Source organism: Wolbachia endosymbiont (group B) of Aricia artaxerxes (assembly GCF_964026975.1).
Lineage (GTDB): Bacteria > Pseudomonadota > Alphaproteobacteria > Rickettsiales > Anaplasmataceae > Wolbachia.
Genome location: NZ_OZ034718.1, coordinates 72,914 through 95,971, shown reverse-complemented (window position 1 = coordinate 95,971; position 23,058 = coordinate 72,914). Strand labels below are relative to the sequence as shown.

Here is a 23,058-nt window from a genome sequence, read left to right as displayed (position 1 = left end):
GGAAGCCTACTTTAAGTAATATAGAGCATTCAAGAGGTTTTATTTTTTCTTACTTCGTAATTCTTCAAGCTATTTTCCAATAGTAGAATTCAAGCTTAAATCAATTATTGCAATATCACAATCTATGCCTTTTGTTAACACATCAGTTAAAAGATCAGGTGAAGAAAGAACTGTTCTTTTATTACCAGCTCTCATTCCCACAACTCCAAGTTCTATAGCAAGTGGTATTTTTTTGTCACCAACCTTAAACTGCACTATTTGATCTTTGATTATATACTCACCATTATGTCTCTTTATGCTATATTGAACTGATATCTCATCGCCACATTTTACTCGTTTTCCAGTTTTGTTAATTAAGTCATTAAAAATCATTAGGTTATTTACTGAATCAGGATATTTATCTTTTACTTCAATCAGTTTGATGTAATAAGAGTTAAAACTCATTTTGTTGTCATCAGCGGCAATAGTAACTACACGCTCTCCACCTTCTTTCATACCTATTACCCCTAAACTCACTTCTTTTAAGTAATCCTGACCTATTTTCAAATTGACATCAGTCGGAAGTAGCGTTGCTAGGTTGTTGGAGACTTTGTACATTTGTAGCAGAACTTCTTGGCCACAGAAAACTTTACTGCCACTGCCTTCAGTAATTTCATAAAAGTTTATCATCTCTTCTTCTTTTTGCTGTGTTATTTCTTCTAAATATTCTGCTAACCCATGCTTTTCAATATAACGATCAAGAGCTGATTCAAGTATCGGCCTGACCAAATAACTTGCTATCATCTGTGTCAAACCACCATGTGTAGCATTTATTTCGTAAAGCTTTTCCCTTTTCTCTGGTTTATCTTTGTTTATATAAACAATCGTAATTATAAAAGCAGAAGCTAAAGTGAGAACCATTACTAGAAAGATAAATATTTGTAATATAATTTTTTTAACCATCTTTTTTTACTTGATTCAATAAATCATATAAGTCATTAGTATTCCCTGAAAGCGTACTTAAATTATCTGAGGCCTGTTTAAAGAGACTATCTATATAGTTTTCCATTTCATTTTTGCCAAGCACGGACATTAAATTGTTTGTTTTATCTTGCTCATAGTCTTCGATATCATCCTTGGATTGAAAAATAAGCCCTAGATTTATTCCATAGTTATATAATGCTTCCCGCTCCTTGTCTGTAGCGCCTCCTATTATAGCCCCTATTTCACATGAAGCTGCAAATAGTTTTGCAGTTTTCATCAAATGAATTTCTTTTATTTTGTCAAAATCTGCACCTATATCTAAAATCTGCCCTCCCACCATTCCCTTCATTCCTATTGCTTGAGAGAGCACTTTTATGATCTCACAATTTAACAAAGATAATACCTCAAAAGCCAGGGTAAGTAATGCATCTCCGGCCAGTACTGCTGTTGCTTCACCAAATTTTTTGTGGCAGCTTGGCTGGCCTCTGCGGGTGTCACTGTTATCCATACATGGCAGATCATCGTGAATTAGGGAGTAAGCATGAATAAATTCAATTGCTGCTGCTGCTGTTATTGCTTTTTCAACCTTTATGTTGAATATCGACGAAGATGCTATAACTAAAAAAGAACGTATATGTTTTGCAGGAGCAAGAAGCACATAACGCATAGCTGATATAAGTTTATTCTCGCTATTTTCAGGTAAGAGCTTATTCACTTCTACAACAAGCAAATTTTTTGTTGTTTCGTCTAGCATTTTTAAATTTATTAACTATCGAGTGCTAAGAGATAGGAAGTTTTTAATAGTTTATATAATCATAAAAGCTATTGCAAACATCAAAATTTCTTATAACATCAGAGAATAGGTTATTTTTTAGTAAGAAATGAGCGAATTGGCAAAAAGCACTAGGGAAGATATAGAAGAAAAAGTAAAGAAGATTATACTAGAGCACATCAGTAAGGATGTAGAGGGATTTAGTAGTTCTTCAAAGCTTTCAGACCATGGCACAGATAGTTTAGATGCAGTTGAAATAATCATGGCAGCTGAAGAAGAATTTGGTATAGAGATTCCTGATGAAGATGCGCAAAAAATGGAAACTATGGAACAGATAGTTGAATATGTAGTAAACAAAGCAAACAATTGATGTTGAATGAGCAGAAGAGTAGTAGTTACCGGTGTTGGCTTAATTACTCCACTAGCAGCAGATGTTAATAACACCTGGTCAAAGCTGAAAGAAGGTAAATCTGGCATCAAAGCAATCAATACAGATAGGTTCGACTCTTCTGATCTTGCTTGTCAGGTTGCAGGGCAGGTGCCTATGCAATCCGATAACATTGAGCATTATTTTAATCCACCAGATTATATTTTTGAAAAAGACCTAAAAAGAACAGATCGTTTTATTCACTACGGAATTGCAGCAGCTGTTCAGGCAGTAGAAGATTCACTAATTTTGGAAAATAAAAATATTAATAAAGAGCGAATAGGTGTAGCTATTGGTTCTGGTATAGGTGGTCTTCCGTCAATTCAGGAAAATGTAATTACCATGCAGGAGAAGGGGCCTAGACGTGTTAGCCCATTTTTTGTTCCTGCAAGTCTAATAAATTTGATATCTGGTCATATTTCTATTAAATACGAATTTATAGGTCCAAATGACTCAGCGGTAACTGCATGTGCAACAGGTGCGCATGCGATTATAAACTCAGCAAGAGCTATAAAACTCGGTGAAGCTGACATTATGATTGCAGGCGGAGCAGAAAGCGCGTTATGCAGAGTTGGAATTGCAGGTTTTGCATCGATGAAGGCGCTATCAACTAAATTCAATGATAAGCCTGAAGAGGCCTCAAGGCCATGGGATGAAGAACGTGATGGATTTGTCATGGGCGAAGGAGCAGGTATATTAGTGCTGGAAGAGTATGAACATGCAAAAAAAAGAAAAGCAAAAATATATGCGGAACTCACTGGATATGGACTCACAGGAGATGCGCACCACATCACAGCACCACATCCAGAAGGAAGAGGCGCACTTAAGGCAATGGAACTTGCTTTAAGGAGTGCACAAGTAAGCCCAAGTCAAATTGGGTATATCAATGCACATGGGACTTCAACAACACTTGGGGATAAAGTTGAAGTAATAGCAATGAAGCAGTTATTCGGTGACTATGCCTATAAAATACCTGTTTCCTCGACTAAATCTTCTATAGGACATTTACTTGGTGCCGCAGGAAGTGTTGAAGCAATATTTAGTATCCTTGCATTAAACAATGGAATTGTTCCACCAACTTTAAATCTACACAAACCTTCAGAAGGGTGTGATTTAAATTTTGTACCACTTAAAGCTCAAGAGCATAAAATTCAATATGCGCTTTCTAATTCATTTGGTTTTGGTGGTACCAACGCGTCTCTCATCTTTGGAAAGGTGTAGTTAATTATGCTATTTTGAATCGACTACGAAAATGTTATTCGAGTAGCTGAAACTAGAATCCAGTTAAATTGGTCAGCATAAAAGTAATGTTGAAATATAACATTTTGATGATGATGAAGAAATGGATCCTAGTGTCAGCTACTCGAATGACAGAAGAAGAAAAAGCAAAATTTTGCCTTTTACCGCTAACCTATTATACTTACTTGATAAGTTCTATCGCTTGATTAAATGCATAAAATATTAGTAAGAAGTAACCATAAGCCCTTGATTGGAAAAATCAAGATTAATGGTTCAAAGAATGCCGTCTTGCCAATAATGGCGGCAAACTTGTTTAGTAATTCTTCAATAACTTTGCATAACGTACCTGATTTAATTGACGTGCATTTGATGTCTGAGCTGCTTAAGAGTCTTGGTGCAGAAGTAAATTTTATATGCAATAAAGACTATAAAGCAAATCACACTTTGGAAATTGACTGTAGCAATATCAATAACTATTTAATATCACATGAAATTGCAAGCAGACTGCGAGCATCTTTTTTAATGCTAGGTCCAATGCTCAGCAGATTTGGTAGAGTTTCAACAGTATTTCCTGGTGGATGTAATATTGGAAAACGTCCTGTTGACATTCATATTAAGGCACTTGAAGCAATGGGAGCTAAAATTGAAATTGATAGCTGTAATATAACTGCAACAACAAAGGGGAAATTGCAAGGCAAAGAAATAACATTTGAAAAAGTAAGTGTTGGTGCAACAGAAAATATAATAATGGCAGCAACACTTGCAGAGGGAGTAACAATAATAAACAATGCTGCAATCGAGCCGGAAGTTCTTGATTTAATAGAGTTTCTGAAGATTATGGGTGCCAATATTGAAGTTAATAATACAAAAATCACAATAGAAGGTGTTGAAGCATTAAATGGGTGTGAGCATAAAATAATACCAGATCGCATAGAGGCCGGTACTTATGCTTTGGCTGCTGTCATTACCGACGGCGAGCTAAAGTTAGAAGGAGTAAGTTTGTCTGATATAGAATGTATTGCAAATGAATTGAAGACTATAGGAGCCAGAGTTGAGTTACATGACGATGGTATTATTATTTCCAGAAAAAATGGCTCTATTAAATCTGCTCACGTTGCAACAAATCCATATCCCAACTTTCCCAGTGATATGCAACCACAACTAATGTCTGCTATGTCAATTGCAGGTGGAATATCAATCATTGAAGAGAACGTTTTTGAAAGTAGATTTGCACATGCAAATGAGCTAAGAAAATTAGGTGCTAATATCAGCATCGAAAAAAATAAAGCTACTATAAGTGGAATAAAGAGCTTATCTGGAGCTAATCTATATGCTAATGACTTAAGATCAACAGCAGCTTTAATTCTCGCTTCTTTGGTAGCTAAAGGAGAAACTACAATAAATAACTCACATCATTTATGGAGAGGATATGAGGCAATGCACGAAAAACTCAATTCATGCGGGGCTGATATTTTCGTTTCATCTTGAGGATATATTATGAATGAGACAACTAAGCGAACTACAGTAAAAGAAATAGATGACATTCTATACGAAGAACATAAAGTATTAGATCATGGATTTGTTCGAGTAATTGATTATATGGGCTCTGATAGCGCCATAGTTCAAGCTGCTCGCGTTTCTTATGGAAAGGGAACAAAACAGATAAATCAAGATGAGGCGCTTATAAAGTATTTGATGAGGCATCATCATACAACTCCATTTGAAATGTGTGAAATTAAGTTTCACGTGAAACTTCCAATTTTTATTGCAAGACAGTGGATAAGACACAGAACTGCAAATGTGAATGAATATTCCGGAAGGTATTCGATACTTGATAATGAATTTTATATACCAGAACAGGTTGCAAAACAATCTGATAATAATAAACAAGGCAGCGGTGAAGCTTTTGACTCAAGTACTTCAAAAGAAATAATAGATTCTCTAATAAATGATTCTAATTTAGTATATTCTCATTATGAGAAATTTATTGAACAGGGCCTTGCAAGGGAAATTGCCCGAACTAATCTAACACTTAATTACTATACTCAGTTTTATTGGAAAATAGATTTACACAACCTTCTTCACTTTTTAAGGCTTAGAGCTGATCAGCACGCCCAATATGAAATTAGAGTCTATGCAGAAGTTATGTTGGACATAGTAAAGAAATGGGTCCCGCTGGCCTATAATGCTTTCATTGAATACTCCTTAAAATCAGCCTGTATTTCAAAAACTGGTCTTGAAATAATTCGCAAGCTAATAAAAGGAGAAAATGTTGCGAGAGAAGAAAGTGGCATTGGTAAAAGAGAATGGAATGAGCTGATGTCTATACTTGGTAAATAGCCAAAAAGATCGAGTTATGTCCTTTCACAGACTTGCAGGTGTGAGCAACAATTTATTCATACCTTTATCAACTGATATATCAATTATTTTTGAATTTGTTCTTTCTGTTGTTTCATAAAGTTTTTCAGCTTTCTTTGAAATCAGTGTTGCATTTCTAAGTCCAATACGAACTTCGCAATAATCTGCAAAATTTTCAACATACATATCATATGAATAATGGTTTACAGCAAGTTCCATTACCCTACAAACTTCCTCTAATGTAAAATTAGCAGCTCCTGTATCAGGACAAAAGCCAACCGCTCCTTTATTAGGGTCAAAAAATATGTATTTATCATTCTCTGCTTTATACACCAACATAGAATGCCCCTCATCCTCAATGACATCTTCTTCATTACAAGCATAGCAAAAATAACTAAATTCTAAGTAGCATCCTATCTTCACATCATTTAAGAAACGTTTGATTTGTTCTTGGTTAGTATAGACCCATACTTTTGTTGAAGATAGATCGTTACATAATTGCTTATATATTATCTCATCATAATAAAATGGATCTCCTTCTCGCTTTTCAATGCTCTGAACATCAAGAATAGGTAAAAATTGCGATAAAAACTTCATCATCAATAACTTAATCGTTTGTTCTTTTCTTCCATCAATATAATTCATAAAATCTTGTTCAGATATAATATTATCAGACTCGAGAAATCCAACAAAATCTTGCCTATTCTCTAATTTTAGAAAAGTAACAAAGTAATTTAATGAGTGACATAACCCTCTTTCGAGAGAAAAACCTAAAATTTCTTCAAATCTATCTTTTAATTGTACAATTTTAGATATACTATCTGACATAAAAGTATTCAAATTAAATTGAATAGCTTTCTCACTTTCAAATAATTTATTATATTGTTCTTCAGCTGATAAATCCGGTGCTTTGTATACATATCTACCATTTTCTCTACGTATACCTTCTATATCTTTAATTATACCTTGTTCTACATTTTTACTGATAGAAATTTGGTGCTTTCCTTTATTGGCAAATTGATTTAAAAACTCCGCAATTTCCTGTTTTGAGAGTCTTGTTTCAACTTGTCCATCTTCTCTATCTTCAGTTTTATAAAACACTTTAACTCTAGGATGTTCCTTATCAGTATAGACTTTTAATACAATAGATTGAGCAATGCGATTAACATATTTTGGCATATTGATTATTAAGATATTAACTATATATCTTAATAATAGTATAACCCACGCCACCTGTCAATTAATAAATTAATATTATTTGTTATATAAAAAAGTAAATTGCATAGTAGATTCCAGTGCTTGACACTGGAATCTAGGAATTTTGATTCTAAATTGGGTATTGGTCTAAAATTAAAATAAACGTTTGTGATGAGATTATATGAACACTGGATCCCAGTGTCGAGGCACTGGGATGACAGGAGAAGGAAACGCCGGAATGGCAGGGGAAAGAAACACTGGGATGACAGTGAAAGATCTAATTCCTTATATCAATTAATTCTCATCCACCTTTTACATTACATAAACTCATCACTTTTATAGAACATCTCATTAAAATCATTCAAAATTCCAAAATCTTGATTTTTAATAAATAGATGCCCATCTGCAATATAGGACTCAGCAAGAGTAAATGGTTCATCATGATGCTGTGATGCTGGCCTAACAATTTCATTGTACAAAACCATTACTTGCTCATAATTGTATCCACTACCATCATGATATTTACCACGTATAGTGTCATAAAAATTTCTTACATCATCATACGTAACTTGCAGTTCTACCTTATATTTCCCTATTTCAACAGCCTCACCCACTTTGATTTTTAAAGGATGTTGTTTCACATTATCTATAACAATTGTTTCCTCTTGCTTCTCTTCATCTCCTCTTATCGATCTTTTACTCCTTTCTTCACTCGCAGGTTGATCTGCTGGCATTTGGTCTATATCGTTAGATTCTTCTTCTTGCATAGTAATTTTTTTGAGATAGCTAAGCATATCCTTTCCAGCTTTTTCCCAAGTTGCAGCTTCTTTTGAAAGCTCACGATAATAAGAATCATTACCGCCTTTGCTATCTATTACATCTCTTGCTAGTCCTTTCTCTTCTGCCCATAACTCAGCATGTTCAACAAGTGTCCTGCCATCTTTGCCTACAACGTCAACGTCAGCTTTGTTTTTTATTAGATATTCTATTGTATCTAACTTTCCATGCCTCACTGCATGAACTAAAGGTGTCCAACCATCATTATCCTGAGCATTAATATTCGCACCTTTTTCAACTAACTGCTCTATCATCTTCTTATTCCCAAGATCAACAGCAAGATGCAAAGGTGTTAAGCCGTAGCTATCCTGAATATCAATATCCGCATTATGCTCTATGAGATATTTAACTACTTCCATATTTTTCATGTACATGGCAAAATGTAGTGGAGATTTACCAGAGCTAATATCACGGGTATCAACATCTATACCACGATCTATTAAGTATTTAGCAATTTCCGTATGTTTTAGCTCAATTGCATAGTGCAGCAGTGTTTGAGCTGACGTGTTTTTGATACCAAGATCTGCGCCATGCTCAATTAAACTCTTAACTATTTCCGCATTCCCTAGCTTAATAGCAGCAAGTAACGGAAAAGTATAATAACTTTTACTATTAGGATCTGCGTTATGATCTAATAGATACTTCACTATTTCTGTATTACCTGAATAAATAGCACTGTATAATGGCGTTTTGGAATAAGCATCTTGAATATTAGGATTTGCACCACGATCTATTAAGTATTTAGCTATCTCTATATTTCCAGACTCAATAGCATAGTGTAAAGGTGTCTTATAATACACATATTTAGTATTAGTTTTCTGATAATAATTGTCATGAACATTAAGATTTGCTCCATGATCAATAAGATATTTTGCTACTTCCGTATTTCCTGACTGAATGGCATAATGTAGTGGCGTTTGTCCATTATGGTCTCTTGTATCAGTATATGAATTGTGTTTTAGTAGCATTGCTACTTTGCTTAAATCTCCCAATGAAGCAGCAAAATGTAAACTCGTCGCACCTGTTACCTTATTTATCTCGTTTACTTTTCCTATAGTGTTTTCTACATTATTGTCATCAATATTCACCTTTAAGAAAGGCTGTTTATTATACTTCATAACTTTTGTTGTAACAGCTTTTCCTTGTTCGTCTTCACTCACTTTTTTAGCAGGTTGCATAGAATCTTCTCTACTGACACTTTCTATCTTGGTTTTATCACCACTTACATTATGTACTGGGCTATAACCATATAGACCCTTGCCTGCACTTTGTTGGCTTGTTGAACTTTCAACACTGTTAGATTCAACAACATTATATTCCATATGTTGTTCACCACTCAGCTCAGCCTTAACCCATTGTTTAAATTCTTGATCATAACCTTTCAGCTCAGCCAAAAAATCCTCAAATAATTTATTACCTTGAGACCTATTTGCACCAGATTTAGAAAGGCTCTTGAGCAAATTATCAATCATATCTGGGTGTTTATCTTCAAGAAATTTGATCACTTGTTCAGCATCCGAATGATAATGTTCCCCTTTATTACTCCAAATATTATTGCGCAATATTTCATCTGGTTTGAGATCTTTATTTCTTATTGCAATCAAGGCCTCTTTATCTCCGTGGTCATTGACATGCCGACCATCTTCTAAACTTGCCATATAGTTAGCAACCCCTTCATGCATGGCCTTAGATAAGACATCACCTGTACCATAATAGGAATTAATGATAGTTAAGGCGTGCCCCAATTCGTGTTTTAAAGTTTTACACGAGTCATCAAATTGGTCTTGTAGATAAAAATAAACATGAACTTCTGAGCCACGCCCTTGAACTGTTAAGCCAGAAGCGCCTTTATAGTTAACGTTCAACTCCTTAAGATAATTTTCGTAGTCACTCTTTGTATTAAATACGAAAACATTAACTTTATTTGGTATGTTGTGCCAAGGCTGAGAATTATTAATGCCAAATGCTGAATCAAAATCTTTTATAGTACTCTCGATGGCATTTTTTACACTACTCAATTTGCTCTGAGTTAATTCCTCATCATCATATTTTATATTTATTTGAAGCTTGTGTTCGCCAAAAGTCATAACTTCACTATCTGGCACAAGATCTGCCACAATTTTATCGCCACTTTTTACATCCATCCACTGCTTAAATTCTTTTTCAACTTCTGAGTTATTCAAAAGATGTTTGAATTTTGATATCGCTTGTACTCTATCGAAGGACATTTCAGTAAGCAATTGCTTTATGAATTGAGGATGTTTTTCTTGTAGGAATGTCACTAAGCAATCTGATATTCTATAGTCGTTAGACATACTTGCTATTTTATATGGTGTATCATGCCCAGATTCATGCATTTTATTGTATGCTTCTTTTGTATAATGCATATCGCGAGTGCTTTCTTTTTTAGCTGCATCATAGCTCCACATGAAAAGCTTCATACCGGTACGTAAAACTTCAGGTACTGTATCCATATTACCGGTAGAGTACTCAAGAAATGCATCGCTCATTTTCTCCATTAAAATTTTAGATTTTGCGCAAAGTAAACCATTTACATCTCCAACAATAAAAGTCTTTGCTATCGTGCCGTCAGCTTCGTGTGCTCTGACCGTTCCACCACCCCATAATTCTCTATGGTCCTTACCACCTGAAAGTTCCTTGATGTGAGCTTTGTAATCATCGTAATTTTTCAGCACATAAAGCTGCAATTTTACTGGACCAGAATGAACGCTTTTTTGTGAATAGAAATTATCAGACCAGGCTCCGTAAGCATCTTTTACAGTTTGTTTTATATACTCAGGGGTATAACTAGCTAATCCCCCATATTTTACTTCTATTGTAAGCTGATCGTTTATTACTATACTTTCTTTATTTGGAAATAATTTTTTAATCAAAGTTTGTGATTTATCATATTCAGAATGGCTTTGTTGCATAGCACTGATAGGCATGTAAATCACAGTGAATTTACGCAGCTAATTTAAATTCAGCCATACCTATATCAGTAAATTTGTTCAATAAGTAGCACTTAATTAACAGCTCTTTTTCACGATTTACCTCTGATTTATTTTTCAAGCCAAACCCAAATATTTGCTTCAACCTATAGAAAAAGACTTCAATATAAGACCGTGCTCCATACTTAACTTTTTTCTTCCATTCATTAATACCATCTTCATAATTCTCATATGACCTAATTCTACTAATATACTTGTTTCTTTCTGATAAGTAGTCAGCTAAACAAATTTTAGTATCCTTCCTAGGGCGAATAATAGGCACAATATTGTATTTTCTGCATTCTTTATACACACTTTTTATATCATAAGCCGCATCTGCTCGAATAGAACAAATGTTATATTTATCACTGACTTCTTCTAACATATCGCAGACCGGCAAATAGTCTACAGCAACACCACTAGTGTAGTTCATGCTTATTGCTTTCTTATCATTTATGTTTAAAACAACATGTAATTTTCTTACTTGACCATAACCACTGTATTTTCTTTTTCGAATATTAAGCTTACTATGCCCACCGTTATTATTGTAGATACTAACTCTAGTGCTATCTACGGCAATTTCAACATTTTCCAGATCATCTTTATTGCTTCTATGGTCATCAATCTTCAAATTAAGCTTTTTAAATCTTCTGGAAGCTTGTGTATAGCTGATAATCTTAAGTTTTTTGCCTATTTGTACCATATAACCTTTTACAAAACCTACAGCTTGTCTCAAGCCAATTCTAAAAAGATGAACTATTATGTGTATTAAAATTACAACTTTATCACTATAAGTGTTATTGCCACCTGCAACTTTTGGACTATTTTCATACCAATTTTCTATGGCTTGATTAACAAAATGAAAAACATTTCCTCTTTTTTTGAGAAACTCGTTATATTCTCTTTGGTTACTTACTCTCATTTTTTGTGGCATAAGTTGTACTTGTTTGAAAAATGCCTATTTTACAACAAAATTCGTTAGTAGCCATATATTAAAAAGCTTTTCTTCTTACAATAACCTCAACCAACACTAGCTATGCAACAAAGCCATTCAGAATTTGTTTTAAATTTCATATTCACCTCTTAAAAATTTTCACTATAAATAAGTCTTGAGAAAAATGCGTTAACTGTAGATTCAGCCTTTACCTTGTTTTTGCATAACTGCTTAGATAGTTGATCATCGCGAAAAAGCAGATTCTTAGTATCGAGATATTTAGCATAGTTGCCAGCAGGTATTGAGTAGAAACCGCTTTCAAGTTCAAGATAAGAGCTGCTATTGAGAACAAAAAATAAATCGCTCTGGTCAAGCAGTATGTCATAACCAGAGCTCGTGCAATGTAAGTATTCATTGCCTTCATACTCTGCTATGTAGTACTTACTTGCATCAAGATCACCATCAAGCTGCAAAATTGCCGCTGAACATCCATTCCCAATACTATGGCCTTTTATTACTTTAAGTACTTTAATCTCATCATTTTCTATGAGTTCCCTTAACTTTTCATTCTTTTTATTTAATTCTTCCTCTGCTTTTCTTCTGTCTTCTTCTAATTTTGTTTCTTTTTCAACAAGCTCATTTTGTATTTGCAAAAACATATCTTGAACGGTTAAGCCATTTAGAAAGTAATCCAATACAATTGACACAAACGGCTGCAATTCACCATTATCTTCAAAGCTCTTTTCCTGCTTTTTGTCATATTGAGTGGGGTTATAGATTGCATACATAGGATAAAAGCCATAATTCACCTCGTCGAATGATAACTCTATCGAAAATCCGCTCTGATCAAGTGGAAGTTTAGTAGCTAAATATCTACCATTATTATCTCTGACATACAGCTCATTTATACCATAGTGCCCACTATATTTGTTGTAATAAATATAAAAATTCTCAGGATTAAGATTAAAGTAATCATCTAAATTGTTAGGTTTACCGAGCTTTTCACGTAGAAAACTCTTGCTCTTATCTGTAAGTTTGATGCGTGTAGAGAAGTAACACCGATCTATTCGGTCACCTTTTTCTATTTCAAAGTCTAGGACTATTTTATCGCTAAACATACAGAATTTCCTCACATTTCCAGTATTTATGATTATAAATTGTGTACTATGAAAAAAGCATTAAGGCTTCTCTATGTATCTAAAAACAGCGCTAACTTATGACAAGAACAGTTGACGTATTACTGCCACTTCCAATTGATCAGCTATTTTCATATGCAGTTGAGGAAGATACTGAAGTTTCAATTGGAGATTACGTAGTGGTACCATTTGGCAGAAAGCGTTTGATTGGAATAGTTTGGAAATATAGCGGCAAGAGTGATCGAGAATTAAAATGCATTGAACAAAAGATCGAGTTACCGAGTATCAGACCAAAACTGATCGAATTTGCAGAGTGGGTTGCGCAGTATAATGTAATACCTATCGGTATGCTTGCCAAAGTAATAATGGGAGGAGTATTAAAGGTAAATCAGATAGATAAGTTAGTTTTCACTAAGCAAAAGCAGGAAATAAGTGAAATAGATTGCCAATTAAGCCCTGAGCAGCAAGCAGCTCGCAATAAGATAATAAGTAATTTGAATGAGTATTCAGTGACTTTGCTTGACGGTGAAACCGGGTCTGGAAAAACGGAAGTTTATCTCTCTGTGATTGCAAGGTTAATTGAAATCGTAAACGATGCACAAGTCCTTATCCTTCTGCCAGAAATTGTTCTAACTTCACAATTGGTAAATCGTGTTCACAGTCAGATATCTGGAAATATAGCTGAGTGGCATTCAGGACTTACTCCAAAAGCTCGCCGAAATAATTGGCTCAATATAGCAAATGGAAGTGCGCAGATCATTATTGGGGCAAGGTCATCACTTTTTTTGCCTTATAAAAACCTAAAATTAATTATCGTCGATGAAGAGCATGACTCATCCTTTAAACAAGAACAGGGGATTATATATAATGCTCGAGATATGGCCATTATCTTAGCCAAGCTCGAAAATATTCCGATTATTTTATCATCCGCTACTCCGCTGCTTGAAACAATTTATCATGTTAAAAAAGGGAATTACAACCATGTAAAGCTAACCGAACGATTCGGTGGTGCAGAGTTGCCGCACATAAAAGTAGTGAATAATAAACAATGGATTTCAAATGAGCTTTTCGAAGGGATAAAACAAACCATAGAGAAAAAACAGCAAGTTATGCTCTTTCTAAACCGCAGGGGGTATGCGCAACTTGCAGTTTGTAAAAAATGTGGATATAAAATTTCCTGCTCAAATTGCACTGTATGGCTTACGTACCACAAGAAAAAGAATGTCCTTTTATGCCATCACTGTTCTTATCAATTAAAACTTCCAGAAAAGTGTTCTAATTGTCAAAGTCAGCAGTCATTATCCCTTTGTGGTATAGGAATTGAGAGGTTACTTGAAGAAATAGTAAAATTAATACCAAACGCAAAGACTGCGATTATTAGCAGCGACCAGAAGTCGCTTGGTAGCGTAATTGACTCAGTGCTCAAAGAAGAAGTGAATATTATAATCGGTACACAAGTGATTGCTAAAGGGCATAATTTCCCTAAGTTAACTTTGGTTGGAGTGATAAACGCAGATTTAGGCCTTGAAAATTCTGACCTCAGGGCAGCAGAAAAGACATATCAATTATTGCATCAAGTTGCAGGAAGGTCGGGAAGGTTTAATGAAAAAGGAATGGTAATAGTGCAAACTAATAATCCTGAAAGTTTGATAATAAAAGCATTGCAGCAGCAAAAAAGGGATTTGTTTTATGAAATTGAACTTGAGTCAAGAAGCAAAGCTAAAATGCCCCCATTTAGTAGATTAATAGCGCTTATAGTTTGTGGTAAGGATCAATTTGCAACGCAGAAAGCAGCAAGTGAGTTAACAAGCTTTTTACATAATCAATTTTCAACTACCTCTCAGCACTTGACATTGAAAGAATTTGAAATTTTTGGCCCATCACCAGCAGCAATAAATTTCTTAAATAATAAATATCGGTATAGAGTGTTACTCAAAATACACAATAAATACAGTCTGTCTATAAAGAAAAAGCTGAAACATTGCTGTAACTTGAGTTCAAATATTGCAGTAACAATAGATGTTGATCCTGTGAGTTTCTTTTGAATTTATTTGACATTTGTAGGAATTGCTAATAAGTTCTATTAATTTTTTAATTAAAAAACTTGACTTTTATTAGAATTTATTATATTATTTATATAATTAGAATAGGGAGATAATATGACTGATTTACATAAAATCATTAATGATGGAGAAAAGAAATTTATAGAAAAAATTAAAGAGTTACAAGAATATCTTAATGATAATAGCGAAATTGTGATTAACAAGGAGTTATTCGCACTGACTCTTTTAGATAGAGCCCCTATAAATGGAGATTTTATCAATAAGGAAGGAGGAAAGATAGTATACACTATATTGCACCACTGTATTAAACACGATAGTGCAACATCTAAGAAAAAAGAGAAATTATCATTTCAAGACGTGATGAAGATTTTAGATGAAACTGTGAATAAGTTTATTACTCCTCAGTATTTCTACAAATTGATAAATTTTCAAGATCAAAGTAGTAAAAATACATTATTACACCAAGCTGTTATAAGTAATAACACTGAGGCAATAGAAGCCCTTTTAAAATATGGTGCAAGCCCTTTGATAAAGAATAAAGAAGAGAAAATCCCATTAGATTTAGATCAAGAAGAAAAAACAAGAGAAGCACTCATTAAATCTATGAAAGACCAAGCTCAATCGAAAAAAGAAAGTGCTAGATGTAATGGTTTGATTGGCATTATACCTGGCGTTTTTCTTGGCATTGGACTCGGTGTTGGTAGTGCTTTAGTCCCTTCAATGACTATTATATTATGCACACTCGCAGTATCTGCTCTTGTTGCTGGAATAGCAGTTGGAGTGGCTATATATTTCCTAAGTCAAGACTATAAACAGGCTAAATCAATAGAAGAAGCTGTTAATCCTCAACTCTCTTCTGTCAAGTATGAAAAGACTGAAGATAATAAAGCAGTACTAGGATAACTGTGAGTTTTTTAACATTAGATTTCTTGCATAACTGGAATTCGAAAGTTCCAGCGCATTTTTCTTATTGGATTCCAGTGTCAAGCACTGGGATGACATCTTATTATGCAAGAAATCTATTCATTTAAAACTTATTTGAGAAAACGTAGCTATAAAAACCGCAGGTACCAGTTGGTTTTTATTAGCTAAATTAAAGGTCAAGTATCTGGAATTCTGAACATAAGATCCCCCTGTATAAAAAAGATTAGAAAAAATGCAGTGAACATACGACAGATATGCTCTGAAGAGGATACGCTACATTTTTTAATGAGTTTAATAAAAAAGTCTGCAGACGGAGATAGATTTTTGAGCTCAATAAATATCTCTAACTGTAATTGTAATCAGATTTAAAATATGCGGAAGTAATTTTTTAGCTATAAAATCTTCTAAAAAATTAACACAGAAGTTAGTTTCATAAGTATTTTTATCAAAAACTATTTTAAAAAAATTTAAATAGAGTTGAAAAATTTTAAAGATGAGATACCCTACCTGAAATGCAACTTCTGTAAAAAAAGAAATATGAAAGGTGAAATAAACACTGCAGCAAATTTTCAAGCAGAAGACCTTGAGTCTAAAAATGCTACAGATCTTGATTGTTTAGCTAACTCTCTAAATTCTTTGAATGCAAAGAGTGCTGAGATTAAAGATAAAAGGAACGATGTGCCTTTTTCCAGTAGAAAAAGCAACTCGCATGTTTTAGAACTTTTTTCTAGTGAAAATGTTGAGATTAACATTCCAGATGAAACACCTTGTGCTGCTCGGAGTGAATCAGGTATAGCTGTAATATTTAGAGGTATAGCTGGGTTGTTTAAAGGTAGGAATAGTATGGACGTAACCCTTTATCAATCTAAAGTGCAACGTAGCTCTGCAATTGATTACAGTACTACAGAAAGTATAGGGTTACGGCTACTAAATATCTGTAAAGGAGAAGAAGATATCTCTTTTGATCAAGAGATTAATTTTTTATATAAAGAGGGTTATTTGTATGATGTCTTATTGTTGCAAGACGAGGAGAATCATGACACACCTTTACATGTAGCTATAAAAAGAAATCGTACTTGTTTTGTAGAAAAACTTTTGTGTATTCTTAAGGAACCATACTGTTCAAGTGAGTTTTACAAACGCAAATATTTTGAACATAAGCAAGAGAATGAAAAGCCGCTTTTCAAAGTTATTAATACTAATAACAAGGATGGAAAAGATGCAATTACTCTGGCTATTGAAAGCAATAATTCAGAATGCATTTCAGCTCTTTTTAACTACTTAACTCGTGAAAATATTAACAGAAGAAAAGATGTTGAAAATGAGTACACACCTCTACACGAAGCTATGCTTCTTAACAAAAATGAAGCAATCAAAGAGCTTCTCAAATCAAAGGATATAGATACTGAACTCATAGATAAGGAATCTTACAAAGCATATAATTATGCTAATAACAAAGAGGCCATAGAATTGTTTATTCAGCACTATAGTAGTAAAATTAGTGAGTTGCGTATAAAATTAGAAGATAATAATAAAAAACTAGCACGAATTAAGTGCGTCCTAAACAAAACAAAACTTACTTGTGTATGCTTAGCAGCCTTCGGCTCTTGTTTTAGAATGTATAGAAATTCCCATGACATAATAAATGAAGAAGTGAGTGAAGATATGTTATATTATTCTCTTGCATTGCTTGCCAACACTACAGGTCTAATATTATTTTTTAATTATTTGATCGATACAATACTTTCCAAGTATGAAGAAAAAAATTCTAGTTTGAATAAAGAGTCAGACAGTTATGTAGAAGAAAGAAATATGTTGAAAAATAAATTACGTCATTTTCAAAAAAGAAGTACCGTAGTAACTACGCAAATGTGTGAGATAATTTCAGTTATACCTGAATCAGAGTTAGGTTACAGTAGATTGTGATTACATTAATTTTTTCAAGACAGTTCTAAAAAAAGTGGGAAATCTTTTTCATAGCCAATCAAACTAAGCTTTCTTTACGAAAGGTTTGATGTTATCATTTTATAAACTATATCCTGAATTTGTTAAATGAACATTAATATAAAGAATTTAGTTCATGCTTTTTCTAAATTGCCAAGTTTAGGTCCATCATCATCACGAAGATTAGTTATACATTTGCTCCAAAATAAAGAGAAAGTCATGCTACCGCTTGCATCTTTGATTAGAGAGCTAGCGGATCTTATAATAGAGTGCAAAATTTGTGGAAACCTAGATACTAAATCGCCGTGTTCTATTTGTACTAACCCAAAGCGTGACACCAAGTTAATGTGTGTAGTAGAAGAATTGGGTGATCTATGGGCATTTGAAAAAGGGAATATATATTCAGGTATGTATCATGTTTTGGGTGGAAGGCTATCAGCAATAAATGGCATAGGTCCAAAAGAACTGAATCTTGATAACATTCCCAAAAGAGTTACAGAATTTAAAATTGAAGAGGTCATTATTGCAATCAATCCGACATTAGAAGGCCAAGTTACTGCGCAATATATAATTGAATTGCTAAAAAACTTGAATGTGAAAATATCGCGCCTTGCTTGTGGCATACCGATAGGTGGAGAAATTGACTACCTAGATGAAGGGACTCTGAAGATAGCGCTTACTTCGAGACAGGATATTAAATAATATTCCATTTCTTCTGAGCAACATACTTTAAAAATACTGTAACATACTTCAGCCTAGAAACTTGCTTGCTAATTGAAAATATTATACATTTAAATATGGTATTTAAAAATGAGGGGTTATGTTAACTTTTGTACTAGATGGAGTACGTGATACTTATAGTTGGTTAATCAAAAAATCAAGATCAATCGCTCTTGATTTCATTGCGCTATTTAACAAAGAATACGCAGATAGTAAACGAATTGGATACATATTACAGGATATAAAGATTGACTTAGGACTACAAGTGCCTAATTTAGAAGTGAAAAAATTAAAAGAGTTTGATTTTAAATCAAATGATCTACTCTTAACAAAAAGCGATATTAATTTTCACAATACAGATTTATTAAAGGATATTATTATTAAACCTGATTTCAGCAAAATAATAAGAGAATTAAATCAAGACGAATATGCTCGATATAAGGATCCTGATTTCAGCAAAATAATAAGAGAATTAAATCAAGACGAATATGCTCGATATGAGGATATTATTATTAAGCCTTATTTCAATTTCAGCGAAATAACAAGAAAATTCAATCTAGACGAATACGAATATGCTCGATATAAGGATATTATTATTAAACCTAATTTCAGCAAAATAATAAGAAAATTAAATCAAGACGAATATGTTCGATATATTGATAACCTAAGCTTTATATTTCCATTAATGCTGGTGTATAAAAACTTTGTGCATAGTGACTGGGTATCTGATAAGTATGGTAATTCTGCACTAATAGAATTAATAAAAACTTGTGATAGTAGGAAAATCATGGAGGAAAAAATAGACTTATGGAAGGAAAAAGGAAAGTTAACAATAGATATCAGTTTGGATGCAGGAAGCTTAGCTTATATAAACGGGATGTTTCCTTTAATACAAAAAGCTATTAAAAACAGGAGTTTTATAATTCAAAACTATTCTGGACTCTATGAAAGTGGAATTGAGCAACTAGTAACTGAATTCAAAGATTGTAAAAGTTTAAAGGAAACACAGGAAGTAATAGACGATCTTACACAAAATTACGTGCAATACATGGAAAGATGCATAGAAGAAAAAACAGGAATAAAAACTATCACATATGATCCATGTGGTGTGCTTGATCCTGTAAGTAGCTTGAAAAACATTTCTATTAATGTGTTAGAAAAACATGGATTACTAAGCAAATGATTGTCTGGACCCTTAACTTATAAGATACTATAGTAAAATATAGCATAAGGATCTTATGTGCTTTAAAAAACTTATATCATTAGTAAGATTCAGAAAAAAAGAAGACGAGCAATTACCTAAGGTAATAACTTGGGAGAATGATTGCTTAGGCTATAAACAAGTTGCAAGTAAATTTAGTTCTATAATCAAGACAATTGGTAAGTCTTTTTCTATTGTATCCTTAGAAGGATATGATAAATGGGGTAAGACGTTTTTTTTGAAAGAATGGGTAAAGGATCTAGAGCAGCAAAATGAAATTGCAGCTTATTACAGCGCATGGGATATTAGTGCGCTAGATCAACCATTGCCTTCTTTTTTGCATTTCCTGTTTGAGGATCTATTCGCATCATACAAAGTAAAAAGGAGTGTTATACAGCAGTTCAAAAACATAAACCAAGAACTATTTTCTCTCAATACATTAGGAAAGCTGATCAGTAAATCTCCACTTGCTATGCTTTCAGTATTTCTCGATGCTGCAAAAGAGGCTGATAAGAAAGACATTGGTTTTGTCTTGGGTGAGTTAAATCTTCTCCAAAGGAGAAAAGAGAACATTAGAGATTTTAAAATACAACTAGCAGATGTGGTTAATAAAATCAGGAAAGACAAAAACATTTATATAATGGTGGATGATCTTGATATATGTCGCCCTAAATTCATTGTCGATTTTTTAGAATCCATAAAGTACATGCTTGATGTTGAGGGACTGGTTTTCATTATCTCTGTTAGCCAAGATAAGAGTAATGTGCAAAGAGCAATTAGCACAATACTTGGACCAAATTTTAGCCTAAAATCTTTTACTGATCTCTCTTTGCATTTGCCAAAACAGCCAACAGAGCAGTTTATAAGAAAACTGTTTGAAAGTTCTGAATTACCGAAAAAATCAAAGAGCTTAATTATAGATAGCTTTATATTTTATGCAGAAAGCTTCTCATTATCACTGCAGGCAATACAATACTGTATAAGAAGAATAAAGCTATGTTTTTTGAACCATGCAAAAGAAGAATTACTTGATCCGAATTTATTTACATTTTTAGTAATACTACAGTCAGTAAACACTGATTTGTACGAGGAATTATATTCATCACCTCAGAAAGTACTGGAGAAGATTGAGAGTGATTTAATGCCAAATGGTCAAGAAGAATGGAAAAAGCTTAAAATCTCTCTTGAGACTACTTTTAAAAAAAAAGAATCAAAGACTAACAAATCTTTGAAGCAAATAAGAGATATTATATTCTAGCACTTTCTTCTTAATTTGCATGACACAATGGTTGTACTTATTCCAGTTTAGCATTGGAACCATAAGTTGGCCCACATAAATTTTAGCATGTGTGACCTTGAAAGATCGCAGTGCAATACTTAAATTATTAGAGTAGTAGGCTAATAATGGAGCTCAAAATGCACAACATACAAGAAACTGAAAGTTTAAAATTTGACGCTGAAGTAGGCAAAGTACTAAATATAGTAATTCATTCACTTTATACTAATAAGGATATTTTCTTGCGTGAGTTAATATCAAATGCATCAGATGCATGTGATAAATTGCGCTATGAATCACAATTAAATGCTGATTTATTAGATTCAAGTGATGAGTTGAAGATTACTATTAGCTCCAGTAAAGATAAGAATGAGCTGTATATAACCGACAATGGAATTGGCATGAACAGGCAAGATTTAATAGATAATCTTGGCACGATTGCAAGTTCTGGTACGCAAAAATTCTTGGATGCAATTAAGAATAATAAAGATTCGAGCCAAGCTGTAGAGCTGATTGGAAAGTTTGGTGTTGGTTTTTATTCAAGCTTCATGGTTGCTTCAGAAGTTATAGTAGAATCAAGGAAAGCCGGAGAAGAAGAGTCTTGGGTGTGGAAATCTAAAGGAGATGGAGAGTATTCAATCAGCAAATTAGATGGTCAAATCTCTCGTGGCACAAAAATTACGCTCATCATGCGTCCTGAAGAAAGCGAATTTTTAGACAAATTCCGTATTGAAAACATCGTTACTACTTACTCTGACCACATAAATTTTCCCGTTGAGTTTGTAAATGAAGAAGGAAAAAGTGAAAAATTAAATAGCAAAGCTGCAATTTGGACTAAGCCAAAAAATGACGTTACTCCAGAAGAGCACAACGACTTCTTCCGTGGTGTTGCACATGTGGGCGGTGAGCCTTGGATGATATTTCATAATAAAAATGAAGGTGCAATAGAGTATACGAACTTGCTTTATGTTCCTTCTATCAAGCCTTTTGATTTATTTCATCCAGATAGACGCTGCTCTGTAAAATTGTATGTAAATAAAGTGTTTATCACTGAAGATAATGTGCAGATTATACCGCAGTACTTGCGTTTTTTGAAAGGTGTGGTTGATTCACCGGATTTGCCTCTCAATATCAGCAGAGAAACACTGCAAAATAATCGTGTAGTTGAGCAGATTAGGAAATCTTTAACTAAGCGCATAATATCAGAGCTCGGCAAAAAAGCAAAAGAGAATTTAGAGGAATATACAAAATTCTGGGGCAATTTTGGTGCGGTGTTAAAAGAAGGTCTTTGCGAAGCTATGCCAACTGATGAAAGAGAAGCATTGCTTTCCATTTGCAGATTTCATAGCACCAGTGATGGTAAGCTAGTTAGCATTGATGATTATATAAGCAGAATGAAGCCTGAACAGGAACATATCTACTATCTCACAGGTAATAGTCTCGATTCAGTAAAAAACAGTCCACAACTTGAAGGATTCGTCAGCAAAGGATTGGAAGTGCTTCTATTTGTTGATCCAGTTGATGATTTCTGGACTAGCGTGATTCATGAATATAAAGATCAAAAATTTAAGTCTGTGACCCGCGCTGATGTTGATTTAGAAAAATTTTCTTCAGAAGAAGGCAAGAAAGATGAAGAAAATAAATCAGATGAAAACAAAAGCGAAGAAAACGCGGATTCTATACTCGAATACTTCACCAAGGTTCTTGGAAGCTTAGTAAAAAGTGTAAAGATCTCTAAGAAATTAACCGATAGTCCTGTGTGTCTAGCAGTTGATGAAGGAACTATGGATCTCCGTATGGAGCGTTTTTTACGTGAACAGAAGCAGCTAAATTACCGCACGCCAAAAGTACTTGAAATTAACATTAAGCATCCTTTGATAAGAAACATAATGGAATCTCACGCTAAAAATGGTGAAAATCCAACACTTGGAGATATGATTTACTTATTGTTCTATCAAGCTTGTATAGTGGAAGGTGAAGAGATGGAAGACGTAAGTCTATTTGCTAAAAGGCTCAATAACTTGCTTGGCAAAATTTCTATTTAATGCTATACTTAGTTTAGCTAATAATTAGGGGG

The 23,058-nt window shown here is 33.6% G+C and carries 17 protein-coding genes; 11 read left to right on the top strand and 6 right to left on the bottom strand.

Translation table 11 applies throughout. The features are described 5' to 3' along the window. Positions 1-69: 69 nt before the first annotated feature. Both AAGE00_RS00405 and AAGE00_RS00400 read right to left on the bottom strand, forming a co-directional pair. Positions 70-942, bottom strand: a complete 873-nt coding sequence (locus tag AAGE00_RS00405) for an FKBP-type peptidyl-prolyl cis-trans isomerase (RefSeq protein ID WP_213863809.1) — start codon at positions 940-942, stop codon at positions 70-72. After that, complete coding sequence (locus AAGE00_RS00400; RefSeq protein WP_213863810.1) at positions 935-1,717, bottom strand: polyprenyl synthetase family protein; 783 nt, start codon at positions 1,715-1,717, stop codon at positions 935-937. The genes AAGE00_RS00405 and AAGE00_RS00400 overlap by 8 nt, the downstream gene beginning before the upstream one ends. A gap of 127 nt (positions 1,718-1,844) precedes the next feature. Between AAGE00_RS00400 and acpP the strand changes: the two genes are divergently transcribed. The 4 genes from acpP to thyX all read left to right on the top strand — a co-directional run bounded on the left by acpP (position 1,845) and on the right by thyX (position 5,741). Further along, positions 1,845-2,105 carry an acyl carrier protein gene (gene acpP, locus AAGE00_RS00395; RefSeq protein WP_064085853.1) on the top strand — a complete coding sequence of 87 codons (261 nt, stop codon included), beginning with the start codon at positions 1,845-1,847 and terminating at the stop codon, positions 2,103-2,105. A gap of 6 nt (positions 2,106-2,111) precedes the next feature. After that, positions 2,112-3,383 (top strand): beta-ketoacyl-ACP synthase II, encoded by a 1,272-nt coding sequence (gene fabF, locus AAGE00_RS00390; RefSeq protein ID WP_213863811.1) that lies wholly within the window; start codon positions 2,112-2,114, stop codon positions 3,381-3,383. A 228-nt stretch (positions 3,384-3,611) separates the two neighbouring features. After that, a complete protein-coding gene (murA, locus tag AAGE00_RS00385; protein ID WP_213863812.1) occupies positions 3,612-4,889 on the top strand; it encodes a UDP-N-acetylglucosamine 1-carboxyvinyltransferase in 1,278 nt (425 codons plus the stop codon). 9 nt (positions 4,890-4,898) lie between these two features. Then, the gene (thyX, locus tag AAGE00_RS00380; protein ID WP_007302176.1) at positions 4,899-5,741 is read left to right on the top strand and encodes an FAD-dependent thymidylate synthase; all 843 of its coding nucleotides are present in this window, start codon (positions 4,899-4,901) and stop codon (positions 5,739-5,741) included. A 24-nt stretch (positions 5,742-5,765) separates the two neighbouring features. Here the strand turns inward: thyX and AAGE00_RS00375 are convergent, their stop codons facing one another. The 4 genes from AAGE00_RS00375 to AAGE00_RS00360 all read right to left on the bottom strand — a co-directional run bounded on the left by AAGE00_RS00375 (position 5,766) and on the right by AAGE00_RS00360 (position 12,835). Then, positions 5,766-6,938 carry a hypothetical protein gene (locus AAGE00_RS00375; protein ID WP_213863813.1) on the bottom strand — a complete coding sequence of 391 codons (1,173 nt, stop codon included), beginning with the start codon at positions 6,936-6,938 and terminating at the stop codon, positions 5,766-5,768. Positions 6,939-7,273: 335 nt separating this feature from the next. Further along, entirely contained in the window at positions 7,274-10,726 is a 3,453-nt protein-coding gene (locus AAGE00_RS00370; RefSeq protein ID WP_341815268.1) for an ankyrin repeat domain-containing protein, read from the bottom strand. Between the two features lie 31 nt (positions 10,727-10,757). Continuing rightward, a complete protein-coding gene (locus AAGE00_RS00365) occupies positions 10,758-11,717 on the bottom strand; it encodes an IS5 family transposase (RefSeq protein WP_341815149.1) in 960 nt (319 codons plus the stop codon). Between the two features lie 149 nt (positions 11,718-11,866). Further along, entirely contained in the window at positions 11,867-12,835 is a 969-nt protein-coding gene (locus AAGE00_RS00360; RefSeq protein ID WP_213863814.1) for a hypothetical protein, read from the bottom strand. Positions 12,836-12,933: 98 nt separating this feature from the next. On the opposite strand from AAGE00_RS00360, the gene priA reads away from it, so the two are divergent. The 7 genes from priA to htpG all read left to right on the top strand — a co-directional run bounded on the left by priA (position 12,934) and on the right by htpG (position 23,026). Then, positions 12,934-14,898, top strand: a complete 1,965-nt coding sequence (priA, locus tag AAGE00_RS00355) for a primosomal protein N' (RefSeq protein ID WP_213863815.1) — start codon at positions 12,934-12,936, stop codon at positions 14,896-14,898. 114 nt (positions 14,899-15,012) lie between these two features. Continuing rightward, positions 15,013-15,819, top strand: a complete 807-nt coding sequence (locus AAGE00_RS00350) for a hypothetical protein (RefSeq protein ID WP_341815267.1) — start codon at positions 15,013-15,015, stop codon at positions 15,817-15,819. Between the two features lie 558 nt (positions 15,820-16,377). Further along, positions 16,378-17,766 carry an ankyrin repeat domain-containing protein gene (locus AAGE00_RS00345; RefSeq protein WP_007302183.1) on the top strand — a complete coding sequence of 463 codons (1,389 nt, stop codon included), beginning with the start codon at positions 16,378-16,380 and terminating at the stop codon, positions 17,764-17,766. Positions 17,767-17,898: 132 nt separating this feature from the next. After that, positions 17,899-18,486, top strand: coding sequence for a recombination mediator RecR (recR, locus tag AAGE00_RS00340; protein ID WP_213863825.1), 588 nt, complete (start codon positions 17,899-17,901; stop codon positions 18,484-18,486). A gap of 118 nt (positions 18,487-18,604) precedes the next feature. Beyond that, positions 18,605-19,687 (top strand): hypothetical protein, encoded by a 1,083-nt coding sequence (locus AAGE00_RS00335; protein WP_341815266.1) that lies wholly within the window; start codon positions 18,605-18,607, stop codon positions 19,685-19,687. A 55-nt stretch (positions 19,688-19,742) separates the two neighbouring features. Then, on the top strand, positions 19,743-20,963 hold the full coding sequence (locus AAGE00_RS00330; protein ID WP_007302186.1) for a P-loop NTPase fold protein: 1,221 nt from the start codon (positions 19,743-19,745) through the stop codon (positions 20,961-20,963). Between the two features lie 158 nt (positions 20,964-21,121). Beyond that, positions 21,122-23,026 (top strand): molecular chaperone HtpG, encoded by a 1,905-nt coding sequence (gene htpG / locus AAGE00_RS00325; RefSeq protein WP_007302187.1) that lies wholly within the window; start codon positions 21,122-21,124, stop codon positions 23,024-23,026. The last annotated feature ends 32 nt before the right edge of the window (positions 23,027-23,058 follow it).

What these genes read in the sequence shown, in the direction of transcription:
- AAGE00_RS00330 (WP_007302186.1), top strand. Translation starts at nt 19,743, where the DNA reads ATGTGCTTTAAAAAACTTATATCATTAGTAAGATTCAGAAAAAAAGAA.
- thyX (WP_007302176.1), top strand. Translation starts at nt 4,899, where the DNA reads ATGAATGAGACAACTAAGCGAACTACAGTAAAAGAAATAGATGACATT.
- AAGE00_RS00345 (WP_007302183.1), top strand. Translation starts at nt 16,378, where the DNA reads ATGAAAGGTGAAATAAACACTGCAGCAAATTTTCAAGCAGAAGACCTT.
- AAGE00_RS00405 (WP_213863809.1), bottom strand. Translation starts at nt 942, where the DNA reads ATGGTTAAAAAAATTATATTACAAATATTTATCTTTCTAGTAATGGTT.
- AAGE00_RS00400 (WP_213863810.1), bottom strand. Translation starts at nt 1,717, where the DNA reads ATGCTAGACGAAACAACAAAAAATTTGCTTGTTGTAGAAGTGAATAAG.
- priA (WP_213863815.1), top strand. Translation starts at nt 12,934, where the DNA reads ATGACAAGAACAGTTGACGTATTACTGCCACTTCCAATTGATCAGCTA.
- AAGE00_RS00370 (WP_341815268.1), bottom strand. Translation starts at nt 10,726, where the DNA reads ATGCAACAAAGCCATTCTGAATATGATAAATCACAAACTTTGATTAAA.
- murA (WP_213863812.1), top strand. Translation starts at nt 3,612, where the DNA reads ATGCATAAAATATTAGTAAGAAGTAACCATAAGCCCTTGATTGGAAAA.
- AAGE00_RS00360 (WP_213863814.1), bottom strand. Translation starts at nt 12,835, where the DNA reads ATGTTTAGCGATAAAATAGTCCTAGACTTTGAAATAGAAAAAGGTGAC.
- AAGE00_RS00375 (WP_213863813.1), bottom strand. Translation starts at nt 6,938, where the DNA reads ATGCCAAAATATGTTAATCGCATTGCTCAATCTATTGTATTAAAAGTC.
- htpG (WP_007302187.1), top strand. Translation starts at nt 21,122, where the DNA reads ATGCACAACATACAAGAAACTGAAAGTTTAAAATTTGACGCTGAAGTA.
- acpP (WP_064085853.1), top strand. Translation starts at nt 1,845, where the DNA reads ATGAGCGAATTGGCAAAAAGCACTAGGGAAGATATAGAAGAAAAAGTA.
- AAGE00_RS00350 (WP_341815267.1), top strand. Translation starts at nt 15,013, where the DNA reads ATGACTGATTTACATAAAATCATTAATGATGGAGAAAAGAAATTTATA.
- AAGE00_RS00365 (WP_341815149.1), bottom strand. Translation starts at nt 11,717, where the DNA reads ATGCCACAAAAAATGAGAGTAAGTAACCAAAGAGAATATAACGAGTTT.
- fabF (WP_213863811.1), top strand. Translation starts at nt 2,112, where the DNA reads ATGAGCAGAAGAGTAGTAGTTACCGGTGTTGGCTTAATTACTCCACTA.
- AAGE00_RS00335 (WP_341815266.1), top strand. Translation starts at nt 18,605, where the DNA reads ATGTTAACTTTTGTACTAGATGGAGTACGTGATACTTATAGTTGGTTA.